Raw genomic sequence first — 24,693 nt, 5'->3', positions numbered from 1 at the left:
GCGCGCCCGGAATCACTTGATGGAAATCTTGGCGCCCGCGGCCTCGAGCTTCTCCTTGGCGGCCTCGGCGGCCTCCTTGTCGACCTTCTCCAGGAGGGCCTTGGGAGCGGCCTCGACCAGCTCCTTGGCCTCCTTCAGGCCCAGGCCCGAGACGACCTCGCGGACGACCTTGATGACCTGGATCTTCTTGTCGCCGGCGCCCTCGAGGACGACGTCGAACTCGTCCTGCTCCTCGACCGGGGCGGCAGCGGCGGCGGCCGGGCCGGCGGCAACGGCGACCGGCGCGGCGGCGGTCACGTCGAAGACCTCTTCGAACTCCTTCACGAACTCGGACAGCTCGAGGAGGGTCAGCTCCTTGAAGGCGTCGATCAGCTCGGCGGTGCTCAGCTTCGCCATGATGGCTTCCTCTCAGAAAAACGAACTAGACGTTCGGGGTGGGGGTGGTTCAGCTCTCGGCGGGTGCTTCGGCTGCTTCGGTACCGGCGGCGTTGCGCTGCTTCTCCTCCAGCGCGGCAGCCAGGCGGGCGACCTGGGACGCCGGCGCCTGGAACAGCGCGGCGGCCTGGGAAAGCTTCGCCTTGAACGCGCCCGCCGCCTTGGCGAGCAGGACCTCACGGCTGTCGAGATCGGCAATCCGGTTGATCTCGTCCACGGACAGCGCTCGGCCGTCCATGTAGCCGCCCTTGATCACAAGCGCGTTGTTGTCCTTCGCGAAGTCGCGAATCGCCTTGGCGGCGTCGACTGCTTCACCCTCGACGAAGGCGATGGCGGTCGCGCCGACGAACAGGTCCTCGAGACCCTGGATGCCGGCGTCCTCGGCCGCCCGCTTGACCAGGGTGTTCTTCGCGACCCGGTACTTGGCACTGGTGCCGAGAGCGCGGCGCAGCTGGGACAGCTGGGACACGGAGAGGCCGGTGTACTGGGTAACGACGGTGGCCGAGCTGGTGCGGAAGCTCTCCGCGATCTCGGCGACGGCCGCCACCTTGTCGGGCTTCGCCATGGTCGCCTCCTCTCTTGGCTAGTGTTTCCACTGGCGTTCGAGGAGCCCCGAAACGACGAAACGCCCTCGCGCAGACAGGCGCGGGGCGTTGTTGGGCACTTTGGGGTGCCCGGCCTCGTTCCTCCTGCGCGGGCCGCCCGGCGAGTGCGGGACCTTCGTTCCCCGTGTTGGGCGGGGAAAACCAGCGGTCTTCGGTAGAACCGTCGTCCAGTGTACGTGATGGGTCCGGAGAGCTGTTCTCGCCCCCGGCCCTGACCTGCGTTTAGGACGCCTGGGGGTTCCCTGCGGTCCGCCGGAGGGCATCATGGTGACGTGGCGGAGCAGCGCGATGACGGAAAGCCGGGCTCGGACATCGAACCGGCGGGCCCGAACACGCCCACCCCGGGGTCTCCTCCCCAGCCGCCGGTGGACCCGGCGCAGCTCGAGCAGTTCCGCCAGTTCCAGCAGTTCCAGGACTACCTGCGGTTCACGCAGGCTCAGCAGGGCAACCAGCCGGCACCCACACCGGACGCCGGGATGGTCCAGGCGCCCGCTTCCCAGCCTGCCACCCAGCAGGGCGGGCAGCCTCCGGCCATTCCCCCCGGCTACCAGCTCGTCCCGACCGAGCGCCGTCGAGCGCCGCGATGGCTGAGCTGGCTGGGCAAGAAGGTGCTCGCGTGGGCCCTGGCGATCGTGATCCTCGGCGTCGCGGGCACGTGGCTGTACAACCACTTCTTCCCCAACGACTCGGGCAAGACCTCCGCCCAGCTCGCCCAGGAGGGCGGCGGGAAGTACCAGACCAACCACATCCTTTCGACGAGCCCGTACGAAGCCGTCCGCGAGGTCTACGACGCCATCGCGCAGAACCTCGTCCCGCAGGCGTGCGGGCGGATGGACGAGCCGATCCAGCAGAAGTTCGCCCAGGACCTGGGTTACGCGGACTGCCAGGTCGCGGTGCACGAGCTGAACCGCAAGGTCACCAACAAGAACCAGTACGCCGAATCGATGCCGTCGTACGTCTCGGAGCCGATCCCGGGCGACCGGTTCACGATCAGCTCGTGCCGGTTCGGCATCGAAGGCGGCCCGGCGCTCGGCGCGTTCACCGTGGCGAAGGTGCCGAAGGGCCAATGGCTGATCGTCGAGCACACCAACGAGCCCACGCCCTGCCCGCTGCCGACGCCGACCAGCCGCTAGCGCGGTTGCGGAGCCGCCAGGAACGACACCAGGGCCTCCGCGAACGCCGGTGACATCACCGCCGTCATGTGGTCGCCCGGGATCCGGACCAGTCTCGCCCCCGCGATCGCCGCCGCCAGGCGCTCCGGCTGGGCGGCCAGCTGGTCCTGCTCTCCCGCCAGCACCAACGTCGGCACCCCGATCGCCGACAGGTCCAGGCGCCCCTCCCGCGAAGCCGAAGCCACCGCTGCCAGCGCCCGGCGATCCCCGCCCACCGCGTCGGCCAGCAAGCGGAACGGCACCCCCGACGGCGGCACCGACGCCGGGTCCTCCGCCAGCAGCGCCGAAGCGATGTCCGCCGGCTTCACCACCCGCAGGTCGACGCCGCCGAAGTCCACGATGCCCGAACCCACGCCGCCCGTGGCCAGGCTGCGGATGCGCTTGTCCGCCGCCGTCACGGTCAGCGCGATGATCGCGCCCATCGAGTAGCCGACCATCGAGACCTCATCGAGGCCCAGCTCGTCGAGCAGGGCCGAGACGTCCCGCGCCATCGCGTCCTCGGTGTAGCGGGACTCGTCGTGCGGCTTCTCGGAACGGCCGTGGCCGCGGGCGTCCAGCGAAATCACCGTGAAGCCGGCCGACCGCAGGGCCGCGACGACCCCGGTGGAAATCCAGTTCGCGTTCGTGTCCGCGGCGAAACCGTGCTGCAGCAGCACCGGGCGGCGGGCGCCGTCGCCCTCCCAGACCGTGTAGTGCAACCGGAGCCCGTCGAACGACGCGAAAGTCGGCATGCTGTCAATAAGACACGAAGAAAGGGCGCCCCCGCAGCAAGCGGGGACGCCCTTTCTCGTGATCTCAGACTCAGACCGCAGCTTCGTCCGACAGAAGGTTGCGGGTCCGCAGCGGGTCGACCGGGATGCCCGGGCCCATCGTGGTGGTGAAGGTGACCTTCTTCAGGTAACGGCCCTTCGCCGACGACGGCTTGGCGCGGAGGATCTCGTCCAGCGCGGCCGCGTAGTTCTCGACCAGCTTCTCGGTGTCGAAGGAAGCCTTGCCGATCACCAGGTGCAGGTTGGCCTGCTTGTCGACGCGGAAGTTGATCTTACCGCCCTTGATGTCCTTCACGGCCTTCTCGACCGCGGGGGTCACCGTGCCGGTCTTCGGGTTCGGCATCAGGCCACGCGGGCCGAGGATGCGGGCGATGCGGCCCACCTTGGCCATCTGGTCCGGCGTCGCGATCGCGGCGTCGAAGTCGAGCCAGCCACCCTGGATGCGCTCGATCAGCTCGTCGGTGCCGACCGCGTCCGCGCCGGCAGCTTCGGCCTCGGCGGCCTTGTCGCCGACGGCGAAGACGATGACGCGGGCGGTCTTACCGGTGCCGTGCGGCAGGTTCACGGTGCCGCGGACCATCTGGTCGGCCTTGCGGGGGTCCACACCGAGACGCATCGCAACCTCGACGGTCGCGTCCATCTTGGTCTTGGAGGTCTCCTTCGCCAGCTTCGCAGCCTCGAGCGGCGCGTAGAAACGCGTCTTGTCGATCAGCTCCGCAGCCTGGCGGTAAGCCTTGCTGTGCTTGGTCATGCTTCTGTCCTTAACTTCGAAAACGGATCAGTGTGGTTGGAGCCAGCACGGGCTCTCCCACTCGAGCTAGCGCGAAATCGCGCCGATTTCTGGACTGAGCGATTCGATCGGCCCCCTGGGCCGAGCGGATCGGGAAGGAAGAAATCGGCTTCCAGGCGATTTCGCCGCCTCGACGGAGTCGAGGCAGAAGACTCAGTCGACGACCGTGATGCCCATCGACCGAGCAGTGCCGGCGATGATCTTCGCGGCCTGGTCGATGTCGTGCGCGTTGAGGTCGGTCTCCTTGGTCTTGGCGATCTCGCGGACCTGGTCCCAAGTGACCTTGGCGACCTTGGTCTTGTGCGGCTCGCCGGAGCCCTTCTCCACGCCCGCGGCCTTCAGCAGCAGCTTCGCGGCCGGCGGCGTCTTCAGCTTGAAGTCGAACGACCGGTCCTCGTACACGGAGATCTCGACCGGGACGACGTCCCCGCGCTGCGACTCGGTCGCGGCGTTGTAGGCCTTGCAGAACTCCATGATGTTGACGCCGTGCTGACCCAGCGCGGGGCCGACCGGCGGCGCGGGGTTGGCCGCACCCGCCTTGATCTGCAGCTTGATGATCGCCGCAAGCTTCTTCTTCTTGGGTGGCATTTCTTTTCCTGTCCTGTACTACGTTTCCCGCGTACCTGCCGTGGACACGGGAACTGCGGCCGACCGGGCGGCCGTCAGATCTTGGAGACCTGGTTGAACGACAGCTCGACCGGGGTCTCCCGGCCGAAGATCGACACCAGGACCTTCAGCTTCTGCCCGTCGATGTTGACCTCGGAGATCGTCGCCGGCAGCGTCGCGAACGGGCCGTCCATGACCGTGACCGATTCGCCGATCTCGAAGTCGACCTCGACGGCCGGGCCACCGAGCGGGGCCGCGGTCGCGGTGGACTCGCCCTTGCCCGACTTCGCGGGGGCTTCGCTCTCGACCTTCGGGGCGAGGAACTTCAGGACCTCGTCCACGGTCAGCGGCGACGGCCGCGAGGTGGCGCCGACGAACCCGGTGACACCCGGCGTGTTGCGCACCGCACTCCACGAGGCGTCGTTCAGGTCCATCCGGACCAGGATGTAGCCGGGCAGCACCTTGCGCTGCACCTGCTTGCGCTGGCCGTTCTTGATCTCGGTGACCTCTTCGGTCGGGACCTCGATCTGGAAGATGTAGTCCTCGACGTCCAGGGTCTGGGTCCGGGTCTCGAGGTTGGTCTTCACCTTGTTCTCGTACCCGGCGTAGGAGTGCACGACGTACCACTCGCCGGGCGCCGCGAGCAGCTCGGAGCGCAGCTTGGCGACCGGGTCCTCGTCGTCCGCGGCGGGCTCGGCCTCGTCGGCCGAAGCTTCGTCGGCAGCGGCCTCGTCGACCACGTCGTCGCCTTCGTCGGCGGAAGCGGCCGCGTCGGCACCGGATTCGGCGTCGTCGACCTCGGAGTCCGACACGTCGACGGGCTCGAGGTGCGCGGACTCCTCGTCACCGAGTGCCGCGTGCACCTGCTCGTCGGAAAGCTCGGTCAGGTCGTGACCGGCTGCTGTGCCGTTGTCGGAGGTCACGTTCCGTCCTCTCAGTTGATCATTGCGGGCCAAGGCCGGGACCTGGGCCCCAATCGGCGCGCGCCGGAGCGCGTCAGCCGAAGATCTTGCCGATGCCCCACTTGAATGCCAGGTCGAGCACACTCACCAGGCCGACCATGAACACCACGAAGGCGAGCACGACCACGGTGTAGGTGACCATCTGCTTGCGGTTGGGCCAGATGACCTTGCGCAGTTCCGCCCAGACCTCGCGGATGAAGCGCATCAGCCGCGCGAACACGGAAGTCTTCTTCGGCTTCTGGTCCCGCTTCGGCGTCGGAGCGCCCTTCGCGTCCGGGGCCGTCTTCTCCCCCGACTTCCCGGCCGGACGGGTCTTGTCGTCCGCACGTGCCGCGGACTTCCCCGCCGGGCGAGCGGTCGCACGGCGCTCACGCCGGGCAGCGGCTGTGACGGGACGGGACGGGCTCTCGGGCTTCTGCCCGGCGCCGTCCTGATCCTGCTCGCCGCCGCTGGCGTCGCTGTCGCTCACGACCACTCCTCCGCTCCACCAGTTCCGTTACGCAGGGGTGACAGGACTTGAACCTGCAACCTGCGGTTTTGGAGACCGCTGCTCTGCCAATTGAGCTACACCCCTGTGGAGCCCCGATCGCTCGGAGCCCCGGTGGACGCATTCCATCGTCCCCACCATCCAGGCGGGGATGACCGTAGTGCGTTCCAAGTCCCGAAGTCTACGGCAAGCCTCGCGAGAGGCCGCAACCGCGCCCCCCGATCGACCACCACACCCCGGCCGGCCTGCGGAAAACTCCCCGCCGACCTCCTGATCATGCCAGGATGTCCGCCATGACGACCACCCCCCGTCCGGCGGGGGTTCCGATGCGGCTCGGCCTCGCACTTCCCCAGTACGGCGCCCTCGCCGAACCCGCCGCCGTGGCGCGGTTCGCGACGGCCGCGGAGGACCTCGGGTTCACCTCGCTCTGGGTGGGCGACCGGATCCTGACGCCGCTCGAACCGTCGGACCTCTACCCGGGCGGCGGGACGCCGGAGCACCCGTACCCCCGGGAGTTCGACACCTTCGCCGACCCGTTCACGACGCTGGCGGCCGCGGCCGCGGTCACCCGCACGGCCCGCCTGGGGATGAGCGCGCTGACCGGCCCGGTGTATTCCCCGGTGCTGCTCGCCCGGGCGCTGACCTCACTCGATCTGGCCAGCTCGGGCCGGCTGGACGTCGGATTCGGGCTCGGCTGGCTGCGCGAGGAGTACTTCGCCACCGGGGTGCCGTGGGCGGGCCGGGGCAAGCGGCTCGAAGACCTGCTCGACGCGCTCGAGGCGCTCTGGACCGGCGACCCCGCGGAGCACGAGGGCCCGCAGTGGCGGATCGCGCCGTCGACGGTCGGCCTCCGCCCGGCGCAGGACCCGCACCCGCCGGTGCTGCTCGGCGGGTTCTCGCCGCCGGCGCTGGCCCGGGTGGGCCGGCGTGCGGACGGCTGGCTGGCCGGCTGGATGCCGAAGGAGTACCTGACCGGGCTCTGGTCGGTCGCGCTCGACGCGGCCGGGAAGGCCGGCCGCGACCCGGACACCCTGCGCCGCGTGCTGCGGATCAACCCGCGGCCGGGCACCGCCGTCGAGGCGGCCGCCGACGTCCTCCCCTGCCTCGACGTGGCCCGCGAGCTGGGCATCACCGAGGTGCTCGTCGACCTGCACTACGTCGCGAAGGACGTCGACCACGCCCTGGACCTCGCCGGCGACTTGATCACGACCGCGAACTGACCCACCGTCCGTGTGACGCAGCTCTCCCGCAGGCGCTCATTGTTCTATTATAGTTAGAACTATGCTCGTTCAAATCGATCCGAGCTCCACCGTCCCGCTCTTCGAACAGGTGGCTGCCTCGCTGCGCCGGTCCCTCGCCGACGGCCGTCCGGCCGCCGGGCAGCAGCTGCCGCCCGCCCGGGAGCTGGCGGCGGCCCTCGAGATCAACGTCCACACCGTGCTGCGGGCGTATGCGCTGCTTCGCGACGAAGGCCTCATCGACCTGCGGCGACGCCGGGGCGCCGTCGTCATCGGCGGCGCGCCCTCCCGGGCGCGGCTGGCCGAACTGGCCGAGGACCTGGTCCGCGAGGCGAAGCGCGCGGGCGTCGGCCTGGACGAGCTCACCGGGGTGTTGAAGGAGAAGTACTCATGACCAAGCTGATCCGGGTCCTGCTCGCCACGGCCGTGCTGCCGGGCGCCGCGCTCGCCGTCGCGGGCGTGCTCGAGAACGCGTGGGCGCACCGGCTGCCCGACCCCGTCGCGACGCACTGGAGCAGCGCGCCGAACGGCCACAACTCGCTCGCCGCGTTCACCGGCATCAGCCTGGGGCTCGGCGCCGTCGCCATCCTGCTCCTGGCCACGTCGGCGGTCACCGCGCTGCGCCGCGGACGGCCGCTGCCGCGCCCGACCGTCGGGGTGGGGGCCGGGTTCGCCGCCCTGCCGGCCGCCGTCCTGCTCTCGGTGGTCGTGGCGAACCTCGACGCCCCGGACTGGCACGCGGCCCGCAGCGGCGTCGTCGTCGTGCCCTTCTTGCTGGGCGCGGCCGTCATCGGGGTGGTGGCGGCCCTCGTCGGCGCCCTGCCGGCGCCGCCGCCCGGGGAGACCCCGGGGCACCGGCCGACCGTCGGTCTCCGGCCCGGGGAGCGCGCGTTCTGGTCGGGCCGCGCGGTGAACCCGGCGATGCTCTGGGCGCTGGCGCTGATCCCGGTGGCGATCGCCCTCCTGCCCGCCGGGCTCCCGTGGCCCACCGGCGCGTGGATCGCGCTGGTCGGCTTGCTGGTGACGGCGCTGACCTACCGGCTGTCGGCGACGGTGGACGCCAAGGGCGTCACGGTCCGCTTCGGCCTCTTGGGCGTCCCCTGGCGGCACTGGGCACTGGCCGCCATCCGCGAAGCGACCACGCGCGAGCTCACGACGTTCGGCGACGGCGGGCTCGGTCTCCGCTTCAACCCGGTCACCGGCACGACGGCGTACAAGGTCCGCGGTGGCCCGGCGCTGGCGCTCACCCTCGAGAACGGCCGGACCGTGCTGGTGAGCGTGGACGACCCGGAGACGGGCGCCGGGCTGGTCAACGACCTGCTCGCGCAGCGGATCACCCGGATTGACTAGGTCGGCGGCGCGGCGGGTTCGGTAGAAACGAAGAAGTGGCGAAGAAAAGCGGTGGCGGTGGCTGCCTTGCGGTCGTGCTCGTGGTCGGGCTCCTGGCCTTCGGGTACTACAAGTGGCAGCACGGCTCGTCGTCGGCGCCACCGGAGGGCGTCGACACCGGGGGCGGCTCCGGCCGCTACGTCGCCCTCGGGGATTCGTACACGTCCTCGCCGCGGACCGGGCGCCAGGCGGGGACCCCGGCCGGCTGCGACCGCTCGGACGACAACTACCCGCACCTCGTCTCGGCGAAGCTGAAGCCGGCCCAGTTCGCCGACGTCAGCTGCAGCGGCGCGACGACGGATCACCTGAGCCAGGCGCAGAAGACGGGGAACGGGACGAACCCGCCGCAGCTGGACGCGGTGACGGCGGAGACGACGCTGGTGACACTGGGCATCGGCGGCAACGACATCGGCTTGATCGCCTTCGCGTCGAGCTGCGCGACGACGCACCAGAACTCCGCACCGTGCCGGGACCGCCTCACGGCCGGCGGCCACGACCAGCTGGCCGAGCGCATCGACGCGACGGCCCCGAAGGTCGGTGCGCTCCTCGACCGGATCCACGAGAAGGCCTCGAAGGCGAAGGTCGTGGTGGTCGGCTACCCGACGGTGCTCCCGGACGGCAACGGCTGCTGGCCGTCCCTGCCGTTCGGCGCGGGCGACATCGAGTACTTCCGCGGCACGCTGGGCAAGCTGAACAAGATGCTGGAGGACCAGGCGGACGCGCACCGGGCGGGCTACGCGGACACGGCCACCCCCGGCAAGGGCCACGACGTCTGCTCGGCGTCGGACACGCGCTGGGTGGAGGGCCTGCTGCCCGCCTCGCCGGCCATCCCGCTCCACCCGAACGCCCGGGGGGAGCAGGGCATGGCCGACGCGGTATTGGCGGTGCTCAAGCTGCCGTAGCGGCGCTGCGGCTCAGCGGCGGACCAGGGCCTGCGGCTTCCCCAGCACCGTTTTGCCGTCGAACTTCACCACGAGGTCGATCCGCGTGACGCCGTCGTCCTTGACGTCGGCGACCTTCCCGGTGATCTCCACCAGCGCGCCCTCGGGCGTGTTCGGCACGACCACCGGGCGGGTGAACCGGGCGCTGAAGTCGATCAGCCGGGCCGGGTCGCCGAGCCAGTCCGTGACCACCCGGCCCGCCACCGCCATCGTCAGCATCCCGTGCGCGATCACGTCCGGCAGGCCGACGTCCTTCGCGAACGCCTCGTTCCAGTGGATCGGGTTGAAGTCCAGCGCCGCCCCGGCGTAGCGCACCAGCTGCTCGCGGGTGATCCGGACCTCGAGGGCGGGCAGCTCGTCGCCGACCGTGACATGCGGGGCTCCGCCGCCCGGACCCCCGTCAGCTGTGTTCACGCGTTCTCCCCTCGGACCACCAGCTGCGCGCGGGTGGTGCAGACCTTCTGGCCGGCGGCGTCGGTGATTTCGGCGCGCAGGTTGATGAAGTCGTTGCCCGCGCGGACCATGATGGCGTCGATGTGGGTGGTCACCTCGAGCACGTCGCCGGCGAACACCGGGCGCATGTGGGTGAAGCCCTGGTCGCCGTGGACCATCCGCGAATAGTCGAGGCCGAGCTCGGGGTCGGTGACGATCGCGTTGATCGAGGCGAGGTTGATGATCGTGAGGAAGGTCGGCGGGGCGATCACGTCCGGGTGGCCGGCTTCGCGGGCCGCCTCCGGGTCGCGGTAGACCGGGTTCGCGTCGCCGATCGCGTCGGCGAACTCCCGGATCTTCTCCCGGCTCACTTCGTAGCTGGTCTGCGGCGGATAACTCCGCCCGGTGAACGACTGGTCCAAGGGCACGGCGACGAGGCTACCAACAGCGAGAAGCCGCCCGGAGCAACTCCGGGCGGCTTCTTCGAGCTGGTGTGAACGCGCTACGTCGTCAGCGAGTTTCCTTGTGCGTCCGGTGCGTACCGCAGTTCGGGCAGAACTTCTTCATCTCCAGGCGATCCGGGTTGTTGCGCCGGTTCTTCTTGGTGATGTAGTTGCGGTGCTTGCACTCTTCGCACGCCAGCGTGATCTTGGGTCGCACGTCGGTGGCAGCCACAGCGTTTCCTTCTCTCTCAGGTCCCGGGGGCCAGCCCCGTCGTTACCGCGTAGCGGTGGCCGGACTTGAACCGGCGACACAGCGATTATGAGCCGCTTGCTCTGCCAACTGAGCTACACCGCCCTAGCATGCCCACCCCGGGGGTCCAGGGGGCTTGCCCCCTGGCGGGGGTCTGGGGGCTCGGCCCCCAGAGGACACCGCGAAGCGAGCTAGGCCTGCGCTTTATGCAAGCATAGCTCGCCCACTCGCGGAGCCCCTTTACGGAATCGAACCGTAGACCTTCTCCTTACCATGGAGACGCTCTGCCGACTGAGCTAAAGGGGCCTGGCCTCTCGCGAGGACTTGGAAAGATTAGCAAGTCCTGTCGCCCCGTCGTGCAACCGGGGTCCCCTTAGCACAAAACCTCAGGTCAGGAGGGTCAACACGGTCTCGGAGTGGCGTCCCGGTGAGCGTGCGGTGCGGGCCTGCAGCCACGCCTCCAGCCGGTCTTCCGGTAGCGGCCGCGAGATCAGGTAACCCTGGGCGACGTCACACCCCATCGCCTCGAGCTGGTCGCGGGCCACGTCCTCCTCGACGCCCTCGGCCACCACCGTCAGCCCGAGCGAGTGGCCCAGCTCGACGATCGACCGCACCACCGCGAGGTCGCCGAGGTCGGTCCCCATGCCGAGGACGAAGCTCTTGTCGATCTTCACCTGGTCGACCGGCAGCTGCCGCAGGTACGCCAGCGACGAGTAGCCCGTCCCGAAGTCGTCCACCGCGAGGGTGATGCCCAGCGAGTGCAGCTCGCGCAGGATCGGCAGCGCCTTCTGCGGGTCGGACATCACGCCGGATTCGGTCAGCTCGAACGTCAGCAGCTCCGGCGGGATGCCGTAGTGCTCCAGCTCGCGGGCCACCTTGTTCGGGAAGTCCTCGTCGGCCAGGTTGCGCACCGACAGGTTGACCGCGACCGAGATCCGCAGGCCCTCGTCGAGCCACTTGCGACAGCGCTTCAGCGCCTCGCCGAGCACGAAACCCGTCAGGACGCCGATCAGGCCGGCCGCTTCGATGGCCGGGACGAACTCGTCCGGGCCGAGCCTGCCGAACTCCGGGTGCACCCAGCGGACCAGCGCTTCGACGCCCTGCACCTGGCGGTTCGGCAGGGTGATCTTCGGCTGGTAGTGGACGCTGACCTGGCCGTCCTCGAGGGACTGCCGGAACTGCGTCACCATCTGGAAGCGGCGCAGGAAGATCTGGCCCATGCTCGGCACGTAGCCGCGGACCTCTTCGCCGCCCTTGGTCGCGCGGACGGCGACGTCGGCGCGCTGCAGCAGGCCTTCGATGTCGACGACATCGCCGGGCTCTTCCGCGGACGTCGTCGCGTAGCCGATCATCGCGTTCGCCTCGACCGACAGCCGGTCGACCGGGTACGGCGCCGACAGCTCTTCGCGCAGCCGTTCCGCCGCCCGGTGGGCGTCCTCCGGCGGGAGGCCGACGAGCAGCGCGGCGAAGGACGCGCCTTCGAGCCGGGCGAGCGGGACGTCGGGGCCGAGCGCGTCGCGGATGCGGCGGCCGGCCGCGACGACCATCCGGTCGGCCCAGGCGTAGCCGAGCGCGTCGCTGACCGTCGAGAAGACGTCGAGGTCGATCCGCAGCACCACGGCGTTGGCGAAGTCCCGCAGCGGTTCCTTCGCCACCTGCCGGAAGCCCGGCCGGTTGAGGTGCCCGGTGAGCGGGTCGTGGTAGGCGTCGTGGCGCAGGGTCGCCAGCAGGCGCCGGTTGTCCAGCGACGTCGCGAGGTGGCTGGCCATGGTGCCGAGCAGCTGGACGTCGTACTTGCCGAACCCGCGCCAGCGGGACAGCCGGTCGTGCGCCTCGACGACGCCGAGCAGCCGGTTCGCGCTGCGCAGCGGGACGACGAGCGCCTCCTGCGCGCCGCGGTCGAGCAGCGCCGCGCGGACGTCGGGGTTGGCCTCGGTGATCCGGAAGTGCCGGACGTGCGCGCCGGGCAGCCGCAGCAGCGGGTCGTCGGCGGCGGGGTCGGCGGCCGGCAGGTCGTCGCCCGCGACCACGATCCGCATGGTGTCCTTCGGCTCGAGCCGGAGCCTCAGCACGACGCGGCCGGCGGCGAGCTGGTCCTTGATGCGCTCGGCGATCGTCGCCCACTCGCGGACGTCGACACCGCCGACGAGCTCGTCCGCGCGGCTGGCCGGGCGCGCCGCGGCCTGCTGGCCCGAGCGGGCCACCATGAGGCTGACGTCCGAGAGCGCCTCCATGTCCCGCTGCTCGCGCAGCAGGTCGGAGTACGCCCAGTACAGCGCGGTCAGGCCGAGGAAGACGGCGAGCACCAGCGGCCACGCCTGGGGCGTGCTGGAGATGACGAGGTAGCCGGAGAGGCCGACGGAGGCGTTGACGAAGCCGACGACCAGGATCCGCCCGGTGAGCCGGACGGCGGTGCTGACCCGCATGCGGCGCCGCAGCACGCGGACCGCGGCCAGGGCGAGCAGCGTGCTCACCAGCGGCGCGGTCAGGGTGCCGGCCAGCGCGGCGAGCCACGGGATCTTGTCGGCCGTCCCGGCGCCGACGAGGTACTTCACCAGCCCGGCGACCGCGAAGGCGCCGGTGATCTCGAGCAGGAACGCGCCCGCGTTGTAGAGGACGCGCCCGGCGACCTTGCGGGCGAGCAGCGTGCCGATGCCGGCGATCAGGTGCGCGACCAGCACGACCTCGAACGGCGCGATGAAGAACCCGATGACGAGCGGGATCTCGGTGAAGGAGATCGTCCACGAGATGCCGCTGCGGACGTCGACGTTGATGCCGAGCTGTTCGGCGAGCAGGAAGGCGACCGCGAGCACGGGCCCGATCCACAGCAGCCGGTCGTCCCAGTGGAACGGCAGCCACGAACCGACCGCGAAGGCGGCGACGAGCCCGAGGCTCAGGACGGCGAAGGTGTAGACGCGGAACCGGCGCTCGTCGGTACGGGCTTCGGCGGAGACGGGTGGTGTCCCGGAAGCGGCTCCCGGCCCGGGCTGCGCCTGCGCGACGGCGTCGCCGTGGGCGTTGGTGTCCGGCATCCGACCTTCCCTCCCGGCTTGTCCACCGGTGCTGATCCGTGACTTCGGGTGTGGACAGGGGCCATACCGTACCCCGTAGGGCGTACCCGCGTCCCTTTCGAGACAGTAGGAGATCACCCCAGGGTTAACAATGCCTCGAACGCGCTGACCTGCGTGGACCAAGGGGTGAAACGGCAGGTGTCGTAACCGGGCCGGTTCTCTTCGCACGCGCGGCCGGGTAGCGCTTCAATGGGGCTCATGCACAGCGATGTGATTGCCACCGAGCACGCGGCGCGGCTCGCGGCGGTGGACTCCCTCCTCCCCGGATCTTCTCCCTTCGAAGCAGCGGAAAACGCGGTGGTCCTGGAGGTCGCGACGGGCGGCTCGGCGGCGTCCGGCCTCGCGTCCCGCGTCCAGGTCGACCGCGACGCCCCGAACGCGCCGTGGCGCGCGCTGACCGAGCACCGCCTCGACCTCCAGCTGGCCGGCCCGCAGCCGGCGGCCGTGCTTGATGCCCTCCTCACCCGATGGGATGAACATCTGCGCGCGGTCGCCGAGCCGGGTGACACCGAGACGGCGGCGATCGTGCCGCGGGCGAGCCGGGACGCCGCCGGCGCGCGCGAAATGCTGCACCACGGCTTCGCGCCGCTGCGGGTGGTCGCGGTCCGCCCCGCGCAGCGGCTGGTCCCGGCGACCCCGCTGGGGACGCCCGGGGTCAAGATCCGCCGCGCCGAGCCCGGCGACCTCGAGACGGCCGTGGCGCTCGGCATGGAACTGCACTCCTACGACGCCCAGTACGGCACGGTGAACTGGCGCACCGGCGTCGAGGAGATCCTGGCCAAGGACCTCGCCGAGCAGCTGAAGCGGCCGGAGCCGCCGTTGTGGATCGCCGAGCTGTACGGCCGTCCGCTCGGCATGGTGAGCGTCCAGCACCCGGGCGAAACCGGCTGGATCAGCGGCCGCGTCGCCGCTTCCCGGGTGGGCTACCTGTCGTCACTGGCCGTGGCGGAGGCCGCGCGGTCGTCCGGCGTCGGCACCGCGCTGGCGACGCACGCCCACCACGTCCTCGACGAGGAAGGCGCCGACGTCGTCCTGCTGCACCACGCCGCGGCGAACCCGCTGTCGACGCCGTTCTGGTACGCGCAGGGGTACCGCCCGCTGTGGACGTACTGGCAGCGTCGACCGGCTGTTCGGTGAACCACTGGTGGATTACCCCGGGTGCGCTGGGCTTATAGGCTGAACCCCGCCGCCAGCGAGGGGAGCCTCAAGTGACCGACCAGCGGGATTCCGCGCCGAGAGCGCCGGAAGGTGTCGATACCGAGAAGCCGTCCGCGGCCCGGATCTACGACTGGTACCTGGGCGGTACCCAGAACTGGGCCGTGGACCGCGAGTTCGGCAGGCGCATGGAGCAGCAGTGGCCGCTGGTGCGCCCGGGGTCGAAGCAGAACCGCGAGTTCATGAACCGCGCGGTGCGGGCGGCGCTGCGGGCCGGGATCCGGCAGTTCATCGACCTCGGGTCGGGGGTGCCGACGGCCGGGAACGTGCACGAGGTCGTCGAGGCGGAGCTGCCCGAGGACCACGACGCGAAGGTGGTCTACGTCGACTACGAGCCGGTCGCCGCCGCCCACGCGACGCTGATCCTCGAGGAGGAATTCGCGACCGACTGGGCCGGCATCGTCCAGGCCGACATGCGGGACGCGAAGTCGGTGCTGCGCGCCTCGGAAACGCAGCGCCTCATCGACTTCTCCCAGCCCGTCTGCCTGATCATGGCGGCGGTGCTGCACTTCGTCGGGCCCGACGACGATCCGGACGGGCTGCTGGCGGCGTACCGGGACGCCCTCGCGCCCGGCAGCTGGCTGGCGATTTCGCAGATGAGCGAGGGCGACGGCGACGGCCCGTACCTGGACGGGCTGCGCTGGTTCGTCGAGCAGTACCGGAAGACGAGCAACCCGGTCTGGCTGCGCAACCGCGAAGAAATCGAGCCGCTCTTCGGGGACTGGCCGCTCCTGGAGCCGGGCATCGTGCACCTGCCGGACTGGCGGCCGGACCGGAAAATCAACGCGCTGGAGGCGGAGGCCCGCCCGTTCGCGTGGTGCGCCGTCGCGGAGAAGCCCGCCTGACCTGCGGTTTCCCTGATCGCTGTCGGCGAACGCACCATCGGAAACAAACACACCCATCGGAGAGTTGAGCTAGGCAGACTCAACTACCCGAGGAGTGCACATGTCCGACACCCGCCTCCTGCCCGTGCTCCCGCTCGATGACGACGTCGTGCTGCCGGGCATGGTCGTCCCGCTCGACCTGACCGACACCGAGACGCGGGCCGCGGTGGAGTCCGCCCAGGCCAAGACGCCGAGCCAGGCGTCCTTCCCCGGTATCCGCTCTTCCGCGGCGACCAAGGCCGAAGTCCTGATCGTCCCGCGCGTCCACGGCGAGTACGCCGAGTTCGGCACCGTCGCGACGGTCGAGCGCATCGGCCGCGTGCCCGGCGGCAAGGCCGCCGTCCTGCTGCGCGGCACGGCCCGCGCGCTCGTCGGCCGGATCGCCGACGGCCCCGGCGCGGCCCGCTGGGTGCACGCCGAGGACGCCCCCGAAACCACGAACGACCGGACCGCGCAGCTCGCGGCCGAGTACAAGGCCGTCGTCATCTCGATCCTCCAGCAGCGCGGCGGCTGGCAGCTGATCGACGCCGTCCAGCAGGTCGAAGACGCCTCCGCGATCGCCGACCTGTCCGGCAACGCGCCGTACCTGTCCACCGAGCAGAAGCTCGAGCTGCTGTCTACTTTGGACGTCGCGGCCCGCCTGGAGAAGTCCCTCGAGTGGAGCAAGGAGTACCTGGCCGAGCTCGAGGTGACCGACACGATCCGCAAGGACGTCGCCGAGGGCATGGAGAAGCAACAGAAGGAGTTCCTGCTGCGCCGCCAGCTCGAGGCGATCCGCAAGGAGCTCGGCGAGCTCGACGGCACCGCGCAGGACGACGACTACCGCGCCCGCGTCGAGGCCGCCGAACTGCCCGACGCCGTCAAGAAGGCCGCACTGGCCGAAGTGGACAAGCTGGACCGCACGTCCGAGCAATCCCCCGAAGGCGGCTGGATCCGCACCTGGCTGGACACCGTCCTGGAGCTGCCCTGGAACGAGCGCACCGAGGACAGCTACGACATCGCGGCCGCGCGGGCCGTCTTGGACGCCGACCACGCCGGTCTCGACGACGTCAAGGAACGCATCATCGAGTACTTGGCCGTGCGCAAGCGTCGTGCCGAGTCGGGTCTCGGCCCGGTCGGTGGCCGGCGTTCGGGTGCGGTGCTCGCCCTCGCGGGCCCTCCCGGGGTCGGCAAGACGTCGCTGGGTGAGTCCGTCGCGAAGGCCATGGGCCGGAAGTTCGTCCGGGTGGCGCTGGGCGGCATCCGCGACGAGGCGGAGATCCGCGGCCACCGCCGCACCTACGTCGGCGCGCTGCCCGGCCGGATCGTCCGCGCCATCAAGGAAGCCGGCTCGATGAACCCGGTGGTGCTGCTCGACGAGATCGACAAGGTCGGCGCCGATTACCGCGGCGACCCGACCGCGGCGCTGCTCGAAGTGCTGGACCCGGAGCAGAACCACACGTTCCGCGACCACTACCTCGAGGTCGAGCTGGACCTGTCCGACGTCGTGTTCCTGGCGACGGCCAACGCGCTGGAGACCATCCCCGGCCCGCTGCTGGACCGCATGGAGCTCGTCACGCTGGACGGCTACACCGAGCACGAGAAGGTCACCATCGCCCGCGACCACCTGCTCCCGCGGGAGCTGGAGCGCGCCGGGCTGAGCACTTCGGACGTGGTTTTGACGGACGCGGCGTTCAGCCGGATCGCCGCCGAGTACACCCGCGAGGCGGGCGTGCGCGACGCGAACCGGACCATCGCGAAGGTGCTGCGGAAGATCGCGACCAAGGTCGCGTTGGACGAGGTCTCGCTGCCGCTGACCGTGGACGCTCCGTCCCTGGAGACCTACCTCGGCCGCCCGCGGCACATCCCCGAGTCGTCGCTCCCGGCGTCGACGCAGCGCACGGCGACCCCGGGCGTGGCGACGGGCTTGGCGGTGACGGGTGCCGGTGGTGACGTCCTGTACATCGAGGCGTCGCTGGCGGACCAGGAGTCCGGCGCGTCCGGGCTGCAGCTGACCGGCCAGCTCGGTGACGTGATGAAGGAGTCGGTGCAGATCGCGCTGTCCTACCTCAGGTCGCACGGCGCGGAGCTGGAGCTGCCGGTGGGCGACCTGAAGAACCGCGGCATCCACGTCCACGTCCCGGCGGGCGCGGTCCCGAAGGACGGCCCTTCGGCCGGTGTCACCATGACGACGGCGCTCGCGTCGCTGCTCTCGGGCCGCGTGGTCCGGGCGGACGTCGCGATGACCGGCGAGGTGTCCCTGACCGGCCGGGTCCTGCCGATCGGCGGCGTCAAGCAGAAGCTGCTGGCGGCCCACCGGGCGGGGATGAAGACGGTGATCATCCCCCAGCGCAACGAGCCGGACCTGGACGACGTCCCGGCCGAGGTGCTGGCCCAGCTGGACGTCCACGCGGTGGCCAACGTCCGCGAGGTCCTCGACCTCGCCCTGACCCCGGCTTCGACGCCGGTTTCCCAGGCGGCGTAACCCCGAGCGCCGCCCCCGGACGGCCGGTTTCCCTCTCCCCAAGGGAAACCGGCCGTTCTCTTCGGTGGTCAGAGCCGCTGGGCGGCGACCAGGTAGCCGGTGCCCAGCCAGCGCTTCGCCCCGCGCGCGATCGTCGTTTCCGGACGCTCCCGCCACGAGCGGTCCCGGCGGCGGACCAGCCGGTCGACCGGCGGCACCCACGCGGTGACGTCGTAGGCGATGACCGCCCCCGGCTGCAGACCGGCGCGCCACAGCAATTCCCGCAGGCGCCGCGGGGTCAGCGCGACGATCCCGGTGCGGCGGGCACCGTGCCGTCTCGACGGCGGGACGCCGACAACGCGCTCCAGCGCCCCGAGCGTGCGGCGGGCGGGCCAGAAGACGCCCCATTCGAAGAGCCGGTACGGGCTCTTCGGGTTGAGCATCGTCGTCACGACGAGCCCGCCGGGCCGGGTGACCCGGGCGACTTCGTGCAGCGCCTGCGCGGCGTCGGCGTACTCGAGGACGCCCATCGCGAGGACGACATCGAACTCCCGGTCGCCGAACGGCATCTCTTGGATGTCGCCCACGGCGAGCTTGACGCCGGCATCGGCGTCGACGCGCGCCGCAACGGCATCGATCATGGCCGGCGACTGGTCGCACGCGGTGATGCGGAAGTCGCCGGGCCGGGTGTCGAGCAGGTGCCGCACCATCATCCCGGGCCCGCAGCCGACGTCGAGCAGGTCGCCACCGGGGCAGCCGGCCAGGACCTGATCGATGGCGTAGCGCCGCGAATGGTGGTAGCGCGCGGTGGGTCCCCATCCGGCGTGGTCGTCCGCGTAGCCGGCGACGAGCGCGGGTTCGGCGTACTGCACCCGCACCAGCTCCTCGCGAACCGGTCGCGACGTCACGGGAATGGACATGTGTTCCTCCAGCGGCTCGGTGGAATTTCCGGCACCCCCATGCCGGGTCGAGTCGCTCAAGAAATGCGTTACGATGTTTTCTGAAACAGGTCGAAAGGCGGAGCGACCCTTCGCCCGAATCGGCGAGCAGAGTCCGCCGACCTGCGGATTCACCGGATAATACGCCCGATATCGCCCATCCGGCACATAGCTGACCACCAGGTCTTATACGGCGTCCAGCGCACGGGAATCAATTCCCGGTCACCTCGAAATACCGAGGTGACCACGTCCGGAGGTCAGGGGACGGAGCACTTGGCGGGGATTGGGGGGATCGACCCCCGAAAGGCACAACGAAAGAGAGCTCTGCCTGCGATTTCCGCAGACAGAGCTCTCTGACGAACGAACGTGGCGGGTGAGGGATTCGAACCCCCGTAGGCGTAAGCCAACTGGTTTACAGCGTGTCCACGGACGCTCTGTACATCGGGCAAGCCCCCCGCTTCGAGATCTCGCTCAAGTCAGGCGGTGGCGGTCAGGTGGGTTTGCGGACGAGTCCGGTGTAGGCGGCGATGGCGAGGGTGGCCAGGCCCCAGAGGAGGGCTTGGAGTACCCAGAGGGCGGCGGTGAAGGTTTGTCCCCAGCCGGTGGTGGTGTCGAGGTCGCAGTGGGTGCGGATGCCGGTGGTGCCGAGGGGAGTCCGCGGTCGATGCCGAGGCCGATGAGTTCGACGGGTGAGCAAGGTGTGCCAGGGGCGTTGGGATTTGCGGTGGCGGGTGGGACGCGTTCGGCGGCGTGGTGGCCGGGGTGGGTGGTGACCTGTCCGGCAAGCAGGCTGAGTCCGGCGGCGAGGGTGAGTATGACGACGAGTGCGGCGACAAGGCGGTGGGCGCGGTAGCCGTAGCGGCCAAGCCAGCCCCATAGTCCGTGTCGCCATTGTGCGAGCCGGTTGCCCAGAGCCTCAGGGGTGCGGCGGCGGAGTTCGTCTTGTTGGGTGATGAGTACTTCGCGGGCGTTGTTGTCGTGGCCGGCGGCGCGTTCGGTGGCGGCGAGTTGCTGGAAGGGTTGGGGCCAGTAGGTGGGGGTGTGGTGGACCAGCAGGTGCAGCCATTGACGCCACGAGATCTCCCGCAGAGTCGAGTAGGTCAATCCGTGGACTGTGATGGTGCGGTCGCTGTAAGGACAGCCACGACGGCTTGTTCCATGTGGGCTGGCCGGGCACACGACCTCCGGCGGGAACAGCAACGCCCCGGTGATCTGCGCCTCCGGCAGTTCCAGGAGCGGACCTGAGCTGTTGTACAGCCTGAACGACCATAGGCTAGCTTGGCCGCCAATGTGGGCACCGGACAGCCGGAGCGCCCCAAGTTCACCGGCGCCGGTGATGGTGGCGGCGCGCATGAACAGCTCGCTATCGGCGCGGAGGCCGTCGGCGTTCAGCGCAGGGCCCGTGGTGTTTGTGATGGCAGCTTGATCGAGTTCGAATGCACCGCCAATGTGGGCACCGGACAGCCGGAGCGCCCCAAGTTCACCGGCGCCGGTGATGGTGGCGGCGCGCATGAACAGCTCGCTATCGGCGCGGAGGCCGTCGGCGTTCAGCGCAGGGCCCGTGGTGTTTGTGATGGCAGCTTGATCGAGTTCGAATGCACCGCCAATGTGGGCACCGAGCAGCCGGACCGCACCACGTGCTCCGGCACCGCTGAAGGTGACGCCCCCCATGAGCAGGTTATCGTCGGCGCGGAGGCCGTCGGCGTTCAGCGCAGGGCCGGCGGTGTTTGTGATGGTGGCTCGCTCTAATTCGAGTGGGCCGCCAATATGTGCACTGAGTAGCCGGAGTGCCCCAAGTTCACCGGCGCCGGTGATGGTAGCGCCCCGCAGGAACAGGCCGCCGTCGACGCGGAGGCCGTCGGCTGAAAGGTAAGCGAGCAGACTTCTGTTCAGCGACAGGTAGCGAAGGTGCGCCTGTTCGCAACGGATGCCGTCGGGGAGCGCACACCGGGACAGGTTCAGCCCAGTGACGGCGGTGACCTGAATAAGGTCAAGCTGTCCGACGACTCGCACGCCCTCTATCCGGACTCCGCGCGGGTCGAGGCCACCGCGCAGGCCGCGGAGCAGTTCGCGGATCAGATCGGCTCGCACCCGCAGGTCGGGGTCGTCGGTGACCGCCAGCTCCTCCACCGTCATCGTGATGGCGGGTTTGGCGACTTCCCCGCGGCGGGCGGTGTCGACCACCTGTTGCTCAAGCTCGGTCACATCGATCAGCATGGGTGGGGGCTTCGTCTCGTCCACCCCACCATAGTCGATGACGTGCTACGGAATGTGACATCTGATAACCCACCCCGTCGCGGTGGGCGGCCGGCTTGGACGGGGCCGCGTCCGAGCCGGCCGGACTTCAGGGATGAGAGCCGCCCCGTGCGTTACGCACGTCCGCCCCAATGGGCCCCATCGAGCCTGCTGGGGCTCGCTGTGACACCTCCGGGGTGTCGAGGCTGTCACACCTGTCACCCTGTCACTCCACCCCTTATGACCTGCGGGTTTGGGTGTGACAGATGGGTGACAACTTCGGTAAATTCTCTCTCCCCACTCTAATTCTATGTCTCTGTAGTCACAGGAAGAACGAAAGCGGCTGAAACACGGTTAGTGGCCACTACCGCGTGTTTCAGCCGCTTGTGCCCCGCGTGCCCTTCGCGTGCCCCGTTGCCGGGGAGTGCGCGGGGAACCACGGGGAACGGCAGGCCGTGCAGAGCGCTGACCGGGGAGCGAACGTTCCGCTGGTCGGCGGCGAGACGGGTTCGCACCTTTGCAAGGCGGTGATCGACCGCTGGCCAAGTAGTCAGCCCCGGCGCCTGCCCACGGATGGCCGCACACGGCTGCACACCACCGCATCCGGCCGCACACACGAAGAAGCCCCGCGCCCGGCATACGCCGTGGTCACGGGGCTTCTTTACTGGTGTGGCGGGTGAGGGATTCGAACCCCCGTAGGCGTAAGCCAACTGGTTTACAGCCAGTCCCCTTTGGCCACTCGGGTAACCCGCCAAGACCGGTCTCACCGGCCGGGGGAAAGCTTACCCAACGGGTCCGAGCAGGGGTCAACCGGGATACCCCTCCCCCGGTGGGGGCTAGGCTGGGAGGCCCCTGACAAGCGAGTACGAGGTGTGAGGACACGTGGCGGATCCCTCTTTCGACGTCGTGAGCAAGGTCGACCGCCAGGAGGTGGACAACGCGCTCAACCAGGCGAGCAAGGAGCTGGGCACGCGGTTCGACTTCCGCGGCACCGGCACGACGATCAACTGGGCCGGCGAGGAGGCGCTCACGATCGAGTCCGAGACCGAGGAGCGCGCGCTGGCCGCGGTCGAGGTGTTCAAGGAGAAGCTGATCAAGCGCAACATCTCCCTGAAGGCCTTCGAAGCCGGCGAGCCGGCGCTGTCGGGCAAGATCTACAAGATCTCCGGCAAGATCCTGCAGGGCATCGCCTCGGACAAGGCGAAGCAGATCGCCAAGTACATCCGCGACGAAGGCCCCAAGGGCGTCCAGGCCCAGATCCAGGGCGACCAGCTGCGGGTGTCGGGCAAGAAGAAGGACCAGCTGCAGGAGGTCATCGCCCTGCTGAAGGGCAAGGACTTCGAGATCGCGCTGCAGTTCACCAACTACCGGTGACGCCGCCGCGGGCACCCGCGCCCCGGGTGCCCGCTCAGGACGGTGTCAGCGTCCAGCTCGTCTCATACCCCTCCACCTGCAGGTACGCCGGCCCGCGGACGTCCCGCTCCACCTGCAGGTCGCCGATCTGGTTGAGGATCAGGTCGCGGTCCTTCGGGGACATCACCCACAGCGCGACGTTCCCTCGGGTCTTCACCGTGAAGCGGATGCGGGTCACGCCCGCCGGGAGCTTCAGGACCGCCTCGCTCTTGCCCGGGGTGTCCTTGCCGCTCTCGGCCGTCGGGATGCTTCGGTAATCCGAGATCGTTGCCGTCCAGGGGGCGTTCGCGTGGACCGTCACCCGCTTCACCGGGCGGTCCGGCTCCGTGTTCATCCACTTCGTGCCCTTGTACGCGCCGATCGCGTTGACCAGGCCGTGCTCGCCGCCGTCGGTGTCGACGATCACGTTGGACGTGCACTTCGGGCACTCGAACGTCAAGAAGCCCAGCTGGTCCGCCGGCCATGACGTCTGGAACTCGCCGCTCTCCTTGCCCGTGTGCGTCTCCGTCGGCACGTCACGCGGCACCGGCGGCGCCGACGAGGTCGGCGAAGGAGGCGAAGCAGGCAAAGCGGGCGCCGATTGCGCGACGATCTCGCCGTAGCCGGTCGCCGGCGCGCACGCCGAGGCCAGGACCAAGAGCGGCAGCAGGCCGCCCAGCCGGATCTTCATCTTTCCCCCTCGGGGCCACCGCAGCCCCTCCCGTGATCTTTCGACACGCAGCGCAAGAGCGTTACCCGAACGCGTGAATGCGTCCCGTCGCCGCCGCTCAGCCGTGCTGTAATCGCGCGGTCACCGCGTGGAGGGGGTCGAGTTGCGCCGTTCGCTGGTCTTCGTGCTGACGCTCGCCGCCGTCGCCTCGCTGCTGACGCCGGCGCGCGCGGCCGAGCGCAAACAGCTCGTTCCCGGCTTCGGCGCGTACGCGCGCCTGATCCGTCTCGAACACGGCCACGGGCGCATCATCGCCACTCTGACCAGCGAAGACGCCGACGGCAAGTTCACGCCCGTACTGGAGAGCACCGACGAAGGCGAGTCGTTCCACGAGATCGGCGCGATCCACGACCCCGACGGCCGGGCCGGCATGTGCTGCGGCACCGTCTACGAGCTGCCGGAACGCGTCGGCAAGCTCCGCGCCGGCACGCTGCTGTGGGCCGCGTCCTACCGGCAGGACGCCGGGCCGCGGCGCCGCATCGGGATCCGCATCTGGGCCAGCAAGGACGGCGGCCGCTCGTGGAGCTTCCTGTCCGAGGCCGCGCGGTCGCACAACATCGACGGCATCTGGGAGCCCGAGTTCACCGTCGACGCCGGCGGCACCCTCTGGCTCCACTTCGCCGACGAGACGCAGGCGCCGAAGTACGCGCAGGTGCTCAACCGGGTCGCCTCGACCGACGGGGTGAACTGGGGCACCAAGCAGCTCACCTTGGCGATCCCGCCGGACCGCGTCCGGCCCGGCATGCCGATCATCCGGCGGCTGCCCGACGGCCGTTACTACTTCGCGTACGAGATCTGCAACTTCCGCGACCGCTACTGCGACCCGTACTTCAAGATCTCCGCCGACGGCGCCAACTGGGGCGACCCCGCCGACCCCGGCACCCGCGTCGACACCGCCACCGGCAACTACTTCCAGCACGCGCAGACGATCGCGCTGTTCCCCGGCGGCCCGAACGGGGTGCGGATCGTCATGGTCGGGCAGATCTACACCGACGCGAAGGGCGTGCCGCAGCCGCAGAACGGGCAGGTGCTGCTCGCGAACGACGACTTCGGCAGCGGCCACTGGTACGAACTGCCCGCCCCCGTGCACATCACCGGCATCTGGAACAACTTCTGCCCCAACTACTCCTCGACCCTGCTGCCGGTCGACGACGGCCGGAACGTGCTGGAGATCGCCACCGAGGACGACGCCGGCTGCAAAGCCTACTTCGGTAAGGGATCCGCCTTCGAGGAGCGGCCCGTAGGGTGAGGAGGTCTCAGCCACG

Annotated in this window: 24 protein-coding genes and 4 tRNA genes; 10 read left to right on the top strand and 18 right to left on the bottom strand. The window is 69.9% G+C overall.

All coding sequences use genetic code 11. The features are described from left to right. Positions 1–12: 12 nt before the first annotated feature. Together rplL and rplJ are read right to left on the bottom strand one after the other, a co-directional pair. Positions 13–396 (bottom strand): 50S ribosomal protein L7/L12, encoded by a 384-nt coding sequence (rplL, locus tag ISP_RS03090; protein ID WP_013222530.1) that lies wholly within the window; start codon positions 394–396, stop codon positions 13–15. Positions 397–445: 49 nt separating this feature from the next. Further along, a complete protein-coding gene (rplJ, locus tag ISP_RS03085) occupies positions 446–1,000 on the bottom strand; it encodes a 50S ribosomal protein L10 (protein WP_013222529.1) in 555 nt (184 codons plus the stop codon). 312 nt (positions 1,001–1,312) lie between these two features. Between rplJ and ISP_RS03080 the strand changes: the two genes are divergently transcribed. Then, the gene (locus ISP_RS03080; RefSeq protein WP_013222528.1) at positions 1,313–2,173 is read left to right on the top strand and encodes a hypothetical protein; all 861 of its coding nucleotides are present in this window, start codon (positions 1,313–1,315) and stop codon (positions 2,171–2,173) included. Here ISP_RS03080 and ISP_RS03075 read toward each other — a convergent pair. The 6 genes from ISP_RS03075 to ISP_RS03050 form a co-directional block, all read right to left on the bottom strand. Continuing rightward, positions 2,170–2,943, bottom strand: coding sequence for an alpha/beta fold hydrolase (locus tag ISP_RS03075; RefSeq protein ID WP_013222527.1), 774 nt, complete (start codon positions 2,941–2,943; stop codon positions 2,170–2,172). The genes ISP_RS03080 and ISP_RS03075 overlap by 4 nt on opposite strands. Before the next feature lie 70 nt (positions 2,944–3,013). Beyond that, positions 3,014–3,733, bottom strand: coding sequence for a 50S ribosomal protein L1 (gene rplA / locus ISP_RS03070; RefSeq protein ID WP_013222526.1), 720 nt, complete (start codon positions 3,731–3,733; stop codon positions 3,014–3,016). A 192-nt stretch (positions 3,734–3,925) separates the two neighbouring features. Then, complete coding sequence (rplK, locus tag ISP_RS03065; RefSeq protein ID WP_013222525.1) at positions 3,926–4,360, bottom strand: 50S ribosomal protein L11; 435 nt, start codon at positions 4,358–4,360, stop codon at positions 3,926–3,928. 74 nt (positions 4,361–4,434) lie between these two features. Then, positions 4,435–5,301, bottom strand: coding sequence for a transcription termination/antitermination protein NusG (gene nusG / locus ISP_RS03060; protein WP_013222524.1), 867 nt, complete (start codon positions 5,299–5,301; stop codon positions 4,435–4,437). A gap of 73 nt (positions 5,302–5,374) precedes the next feature. Further along, positions 5,375–5,815, bottom strand: a complete 441-nt coding sequence (gene secE / locus ISP_RS03055) for a preprotein translocase subunit SecE (protein ID WP_013222523.1) — start codon at positions 5,813–5,815, stop codon at positions 5,375–5,377. Positions 5,816–5,841: 26 nt separating this feature from the next. Further along, positions 5,842–5,914 (bottom strand) — tRNA-Trp (locus ISP_RS03050). Between the two features lie 206 nt (positions 5,915–6,120). Here ISP_RS03050 and ISP_RS03045 point away from each other — a divergent pair. From ISP_RS03045 to ISP_RS03030, 4 genes are all read left to right on the top strand, one after another. Further along, positions 6,121–7,047: a TIGR03619 family F420-dependent LLM class oxidoreductase gene (locus ISP_RS03045; protein ID WP_013222522.1), complete on the top strand. Its 927-nt coding sequence runs from the start codon at positions 6,121–6,123 to the stop codon at positions 7,045–7,047. A 61-nt stretch (positions 7,048–7,108) separates the two neighbouring features. Beyond that, positions 7,109–7,459 (top strand): GntR family transcriptional regulator, encoded by a 351-nt coding sequence (locus ISP_RS03040; protein ID WP_013222521.1) that lies wholly within the window; start codon positions 7,109–7,111, stop codon positions 7,457–7,459. Further along, the gene (locus tag ISP_RS03035; protein WP_013222520.1) at positions 7,456–8,415 is read left to right on the top strand and encodes a hypothetical protein; all 960 of its coding nucleotides are present in this window, start codon (positions 7,456–7,458) and stop codon (positions 8,413–8,415) included. Before ISP_RS03040 ends, ISP_RS03035 begins: the two co-directional genes overlap by 4 nt. A gap of 35 nt (positions 8,416–8,450) precedes the next feature. Next, entirely contained in the window at positions 8,451–9,356 is a 906-nt protein-coding gene (locus ISP_RS03030) for an SGNH/GDSL hydrolase family protein (RefSeq protein WP_013222519.1), read from the top strand. A 12-nt stretch (positions 9,357–9,368) separates the two neighbouring features. Here the strand turns inward: ISP_RS03030 and ISP_RS03025 are convergent, their stop codons facing one another. From ISP_RS03025 to ISP_RS03000, 6 genes are all read right to left on the bottom strand, one after another. Beyond that, the gene (locus ISP_RS03025; protein ID WP_013222518.1) at positions 9,369–9,809 is read right to left on the bottom strand and encodes a MaoC family dehydratase; all 441 of its coding nucleotides are present in this window, start codon (positions 9,807–9,809) and stop codon (positions 9,369–9,371) included. Then, positions 9,806–10,255 (bottom strand): MaoC family dehydratase N-terminal domain-containing protein, encoded by a 450-nt coding sequence (locus ISP_RS03020; protein ID WP_034285884.1) that lies wholly within the window; start codon positions 10,253–10,255, stop codon positions 9,806–9,808. The genes ISP_RS03025 and ISP_RS03020 overlap by 4 nt, the downstream gene beginning before the upstream one ends. An 82-nt stretch (positions 10,256–10,337) precedes the next feature. Beyond that, positions 10,338–10,502 (bottom strand): 50S ribosomal protein L33, encoded by a 165-nt coding sequence (rpmG, locus tag ISP_RS03015; RefSeq protein ID WP_005152047.1) that lies wholly within the window; start codon positions 10,500–10,502, stop codon positions 10,338–10,340. 50 nt (positions 10,503–10,552) lie between these two features. Then, positions 10,553–10,625, bottom strand: a tRNA-Met gene (locus tag ISP_RS03010). Between the two features lie 128 nt (positions 10,626–10,753). Next, positions 10,754–10,826, bottom strand: a tRNA-Thr gene (locus tag ISP_RS03005). An 80-nt stretch (positions 10,827–10,906) separates the two neighbouring features. After that, on the bottom strand, positions 10,907–13,552 hold the full coding sequence (locus ISP_RS03000; protein WP_013222516.1) for a putative bifunctional diguanylate cyclase/phosphodiesterase: 2,646 nt from the start codon (positions 13,550–13,552) through the stop codon (positions 10,907–10,909). Positions 13,553–13,780: 228 nt separating this feature from the next. Between ISP_RS03000 and ISP_RS02995 the strand changes: the two genes are divergently transcribed. The 3 genes from ISP_RS02995 to lon all read left to right on the top strand — a co-directional run bounded on the left by ISP_RS02995 (position 13,781) and on the right by lon (position 18,154). After that, positions 13,781–14,728 carry a GNAT family N-acetyltransferase gene (locus ISP_RS02995; RefSeq protein ID WP_013222515.1) on the top strand — a complete coding sequence of 316 codons (948 nt, stop codon included), beginning with the start codon at positions 13,781–13,783 and terminating at the stop codon, positions 14,726–14,728. A 71-nt stretch (positions 14,729–14,799) separates the two neighbouring features. Then, complete coding sequence (locus tag ISP_RS02990) at positions 14,800–15,651, top strand: SAM-dependent methyltransferase (RefSeq protein WP_013222514.1); 852 nt, start codon at positions 14,800–14,802, stop codon at positions 15,649–15,651. 100 nt (positions 15,652–15,751) lie between these two features. Further along, positions 15,752–18,154: an endopeptidase La gene (gene lon, locus ISP_RS02985; RefSeq protein ID WP_013222513.1), complete on the top strand. Its 2,403-nt coding sequence runs from the start codon at positions 15,752–15,754 to the stop codon at positions 18,152–18,154. A 68-nt stretch (positions 18,155–18,222) separates the two neighbouring features. Here lon and ISP_RS02980 read toward each other — a convergent pair whose 3' ends face one another. The 3 genes from ISP_RS02980 to ISP_RS02970 form a co-directional block, all read right to left on the bottom strand. Then, positions 18,223–19,053 (bottom strand): class I SAM-dependent methyltransferase, encoded by an 831-nt coding sequence (locus tag ISP_RS02980; protein WP_013222512.1) that lies wholly within the window; start codon positions 19,051–19,053, stop codon positions 18,223–18,225. A 489-nt stretch (positions 19,054–19,542) separates the two neighbouring features. Further along, positions 19,543–21,312 carry a hypothetical protein gene (locus ISP_RS02975; RefSeq protein WP_230468692.1) on the bottom strand — a complete coding sequence of 590 codons (1,770 nt, stop codon included), beginning with the start codon at positions 21,310–21,312 and terminating at the stop codon, positions 19,543–19,545. A 664-nt stretch (positions 21,313–21,976) separates the two neighbouring features. After that, positions 21,977–22,059 (bottom strand) — tRNA-Tyr (locus ISP_RS02970). Between the two features lie 129 nt (positions 22,060–22,188). Here ISP_RS02970 and ISP_RS02965 point away from each other — a divergent pair. Then, positions 22,189–22,680: a YajQ family cyclic di-GMP-binding protein gene (locus ISP_RS02965; protein ID WP_013222510.1), complete on the top strand. Its 492-nt coding sequence runs from the start codon at positions 22,189–22,191 to the stop codon at positions 22,678–22,680. A gap of 34 nt (positions 22,681–22,714) precedes the next feature. On the opposite strand, the gene ISP_RS02960 is transcribed toward ISP_RS02965, so the two are convergent. Further along, positions 22,715–23,389 (bottom strand): hypothetical protein, encoded by a 675-nt coding sequence (locus ISP_RS02960; protein ID WP_013222509.1) that lies wholly within the window; start codon positions 23,387–23,389, stop codon positions 22,715–22,717. Between the two features lie 127 nt (positions 23,390–23,516). Between ISP_RS02960 and ISP_RS02955 the strand changes: the two genes are divergently transcribed. Beyond that, positions 23,517–24,677, top strand: coding sequence for a sialidase family protein (locus ISP_RS02955; RefSeq protein ID WP_013222508.1), 1,161 nt, complete (start codon positions 23,517–23,519; stop codon positions 24,675–24,677). The last annotated feature ends 16 nt before the right edge of the window (positions 24,678–24,693 follow it).

It is taken from the genome of Amycolatopsis mediterranei, from assembly GCF_026017845.1.
In the GTDB taxonomy this organism is placed as follows: Bacteria; Actinomycetota; Actinomycetes; order Mycobacteriales; family Pseudonocardiaceae; genus Amycolatopsis; species Amycolatopsis mediterranei.
This window is presented reverse-complemented; position numbering and strand designations above follow the sequence as displayed.

Coding starts and splice junctions, on each gene's coding strand:
- ISP_RS02980 (WP_013222512.1), bottom strand. CDS start 19,053: ATGTCCATTCCCGTGACGTCGCGACCGGTTCGCGAGGAGCTGGTGCGG.
- ISP_RS03075 (WP_013222527.1), bottom strand. CDS start 2,943: ATGCCGACTTTCGCGTCGTTCGACGGGCTCCGGTTGCACTACACGGTC.
- rplA (WP_013222526.1), bottom strand. CDS start 3,733: ATGACCAAGCACAGCAAGGCTTACCGCCAGGCTGCGGAGCTGATCGAC.
- ISP_RS02960 (WP_013222509.1), bottom strand. CDS start 23,389: ATGAAGATCCGGCTGGGCGGCCTGCTGCCGCTCTTGGTCCTGGCCTCG.
- ISP_RS03035 (WP_013222520.1), top strand. CDS start 7,456: ATGACCAAGCTGATCCGGGTCCTGCTCGCCACGGCCGTGCTGCCGGGC.
- ISP_RS03040 (WP_013222521.1), top strand. CDS start 7,109: ATGCTCGTTCAAATCGATCCGAGCTCCACCGTCCCGCTCTTCGAACAG.
- rplL (WP_013222530.1), bottom strand. CDS start 396: ATGGCGAAGCTGAGCACCGCCGAGCTGATCGACGCCTTCAAGGAGCTG.
- rplK (WP_013222525.1), bottom strand. CDS start 4,360: ATGCCACCCAAGAAGAAGAAGCTTGCGGCGATCATCAAGCTGCAGATC.
- ISP_RS03000 (WP_013222516.1), bottom strand. CDS start 13,552: ATGCCGGACACCAACGCCCACGGCGACGCCGTCGCGCAGGCGCAGCCC.
- lon (WP_013222513.1), top strand. CDS start 15,752: ATGTCCGACACCCGCCTCCTGCCCGTGCTCCCGCTCGATGACGACGTC.
- ISP_RS03045 (WP_013222522.1), top strand. CDS start 6,121: ATGACGACCACCCCCCGTCCGGCGGGGGTTCCGATGCGGCTCGGCCTC.
- ISP_RS02995 (WP_013222515.1), top strand. CDS start 13,781: ATGGGGCTCATGCACAGCGATGTGATTGCCACCGAGCACGCGGCGCGG.
- rplJ (WP_013222529.1), bottom strand. CDS start 1,000: ATGGCGAAGCCCGACAAGGTGGCGGCCGTCGCCGAGATCGCGGAGAGC.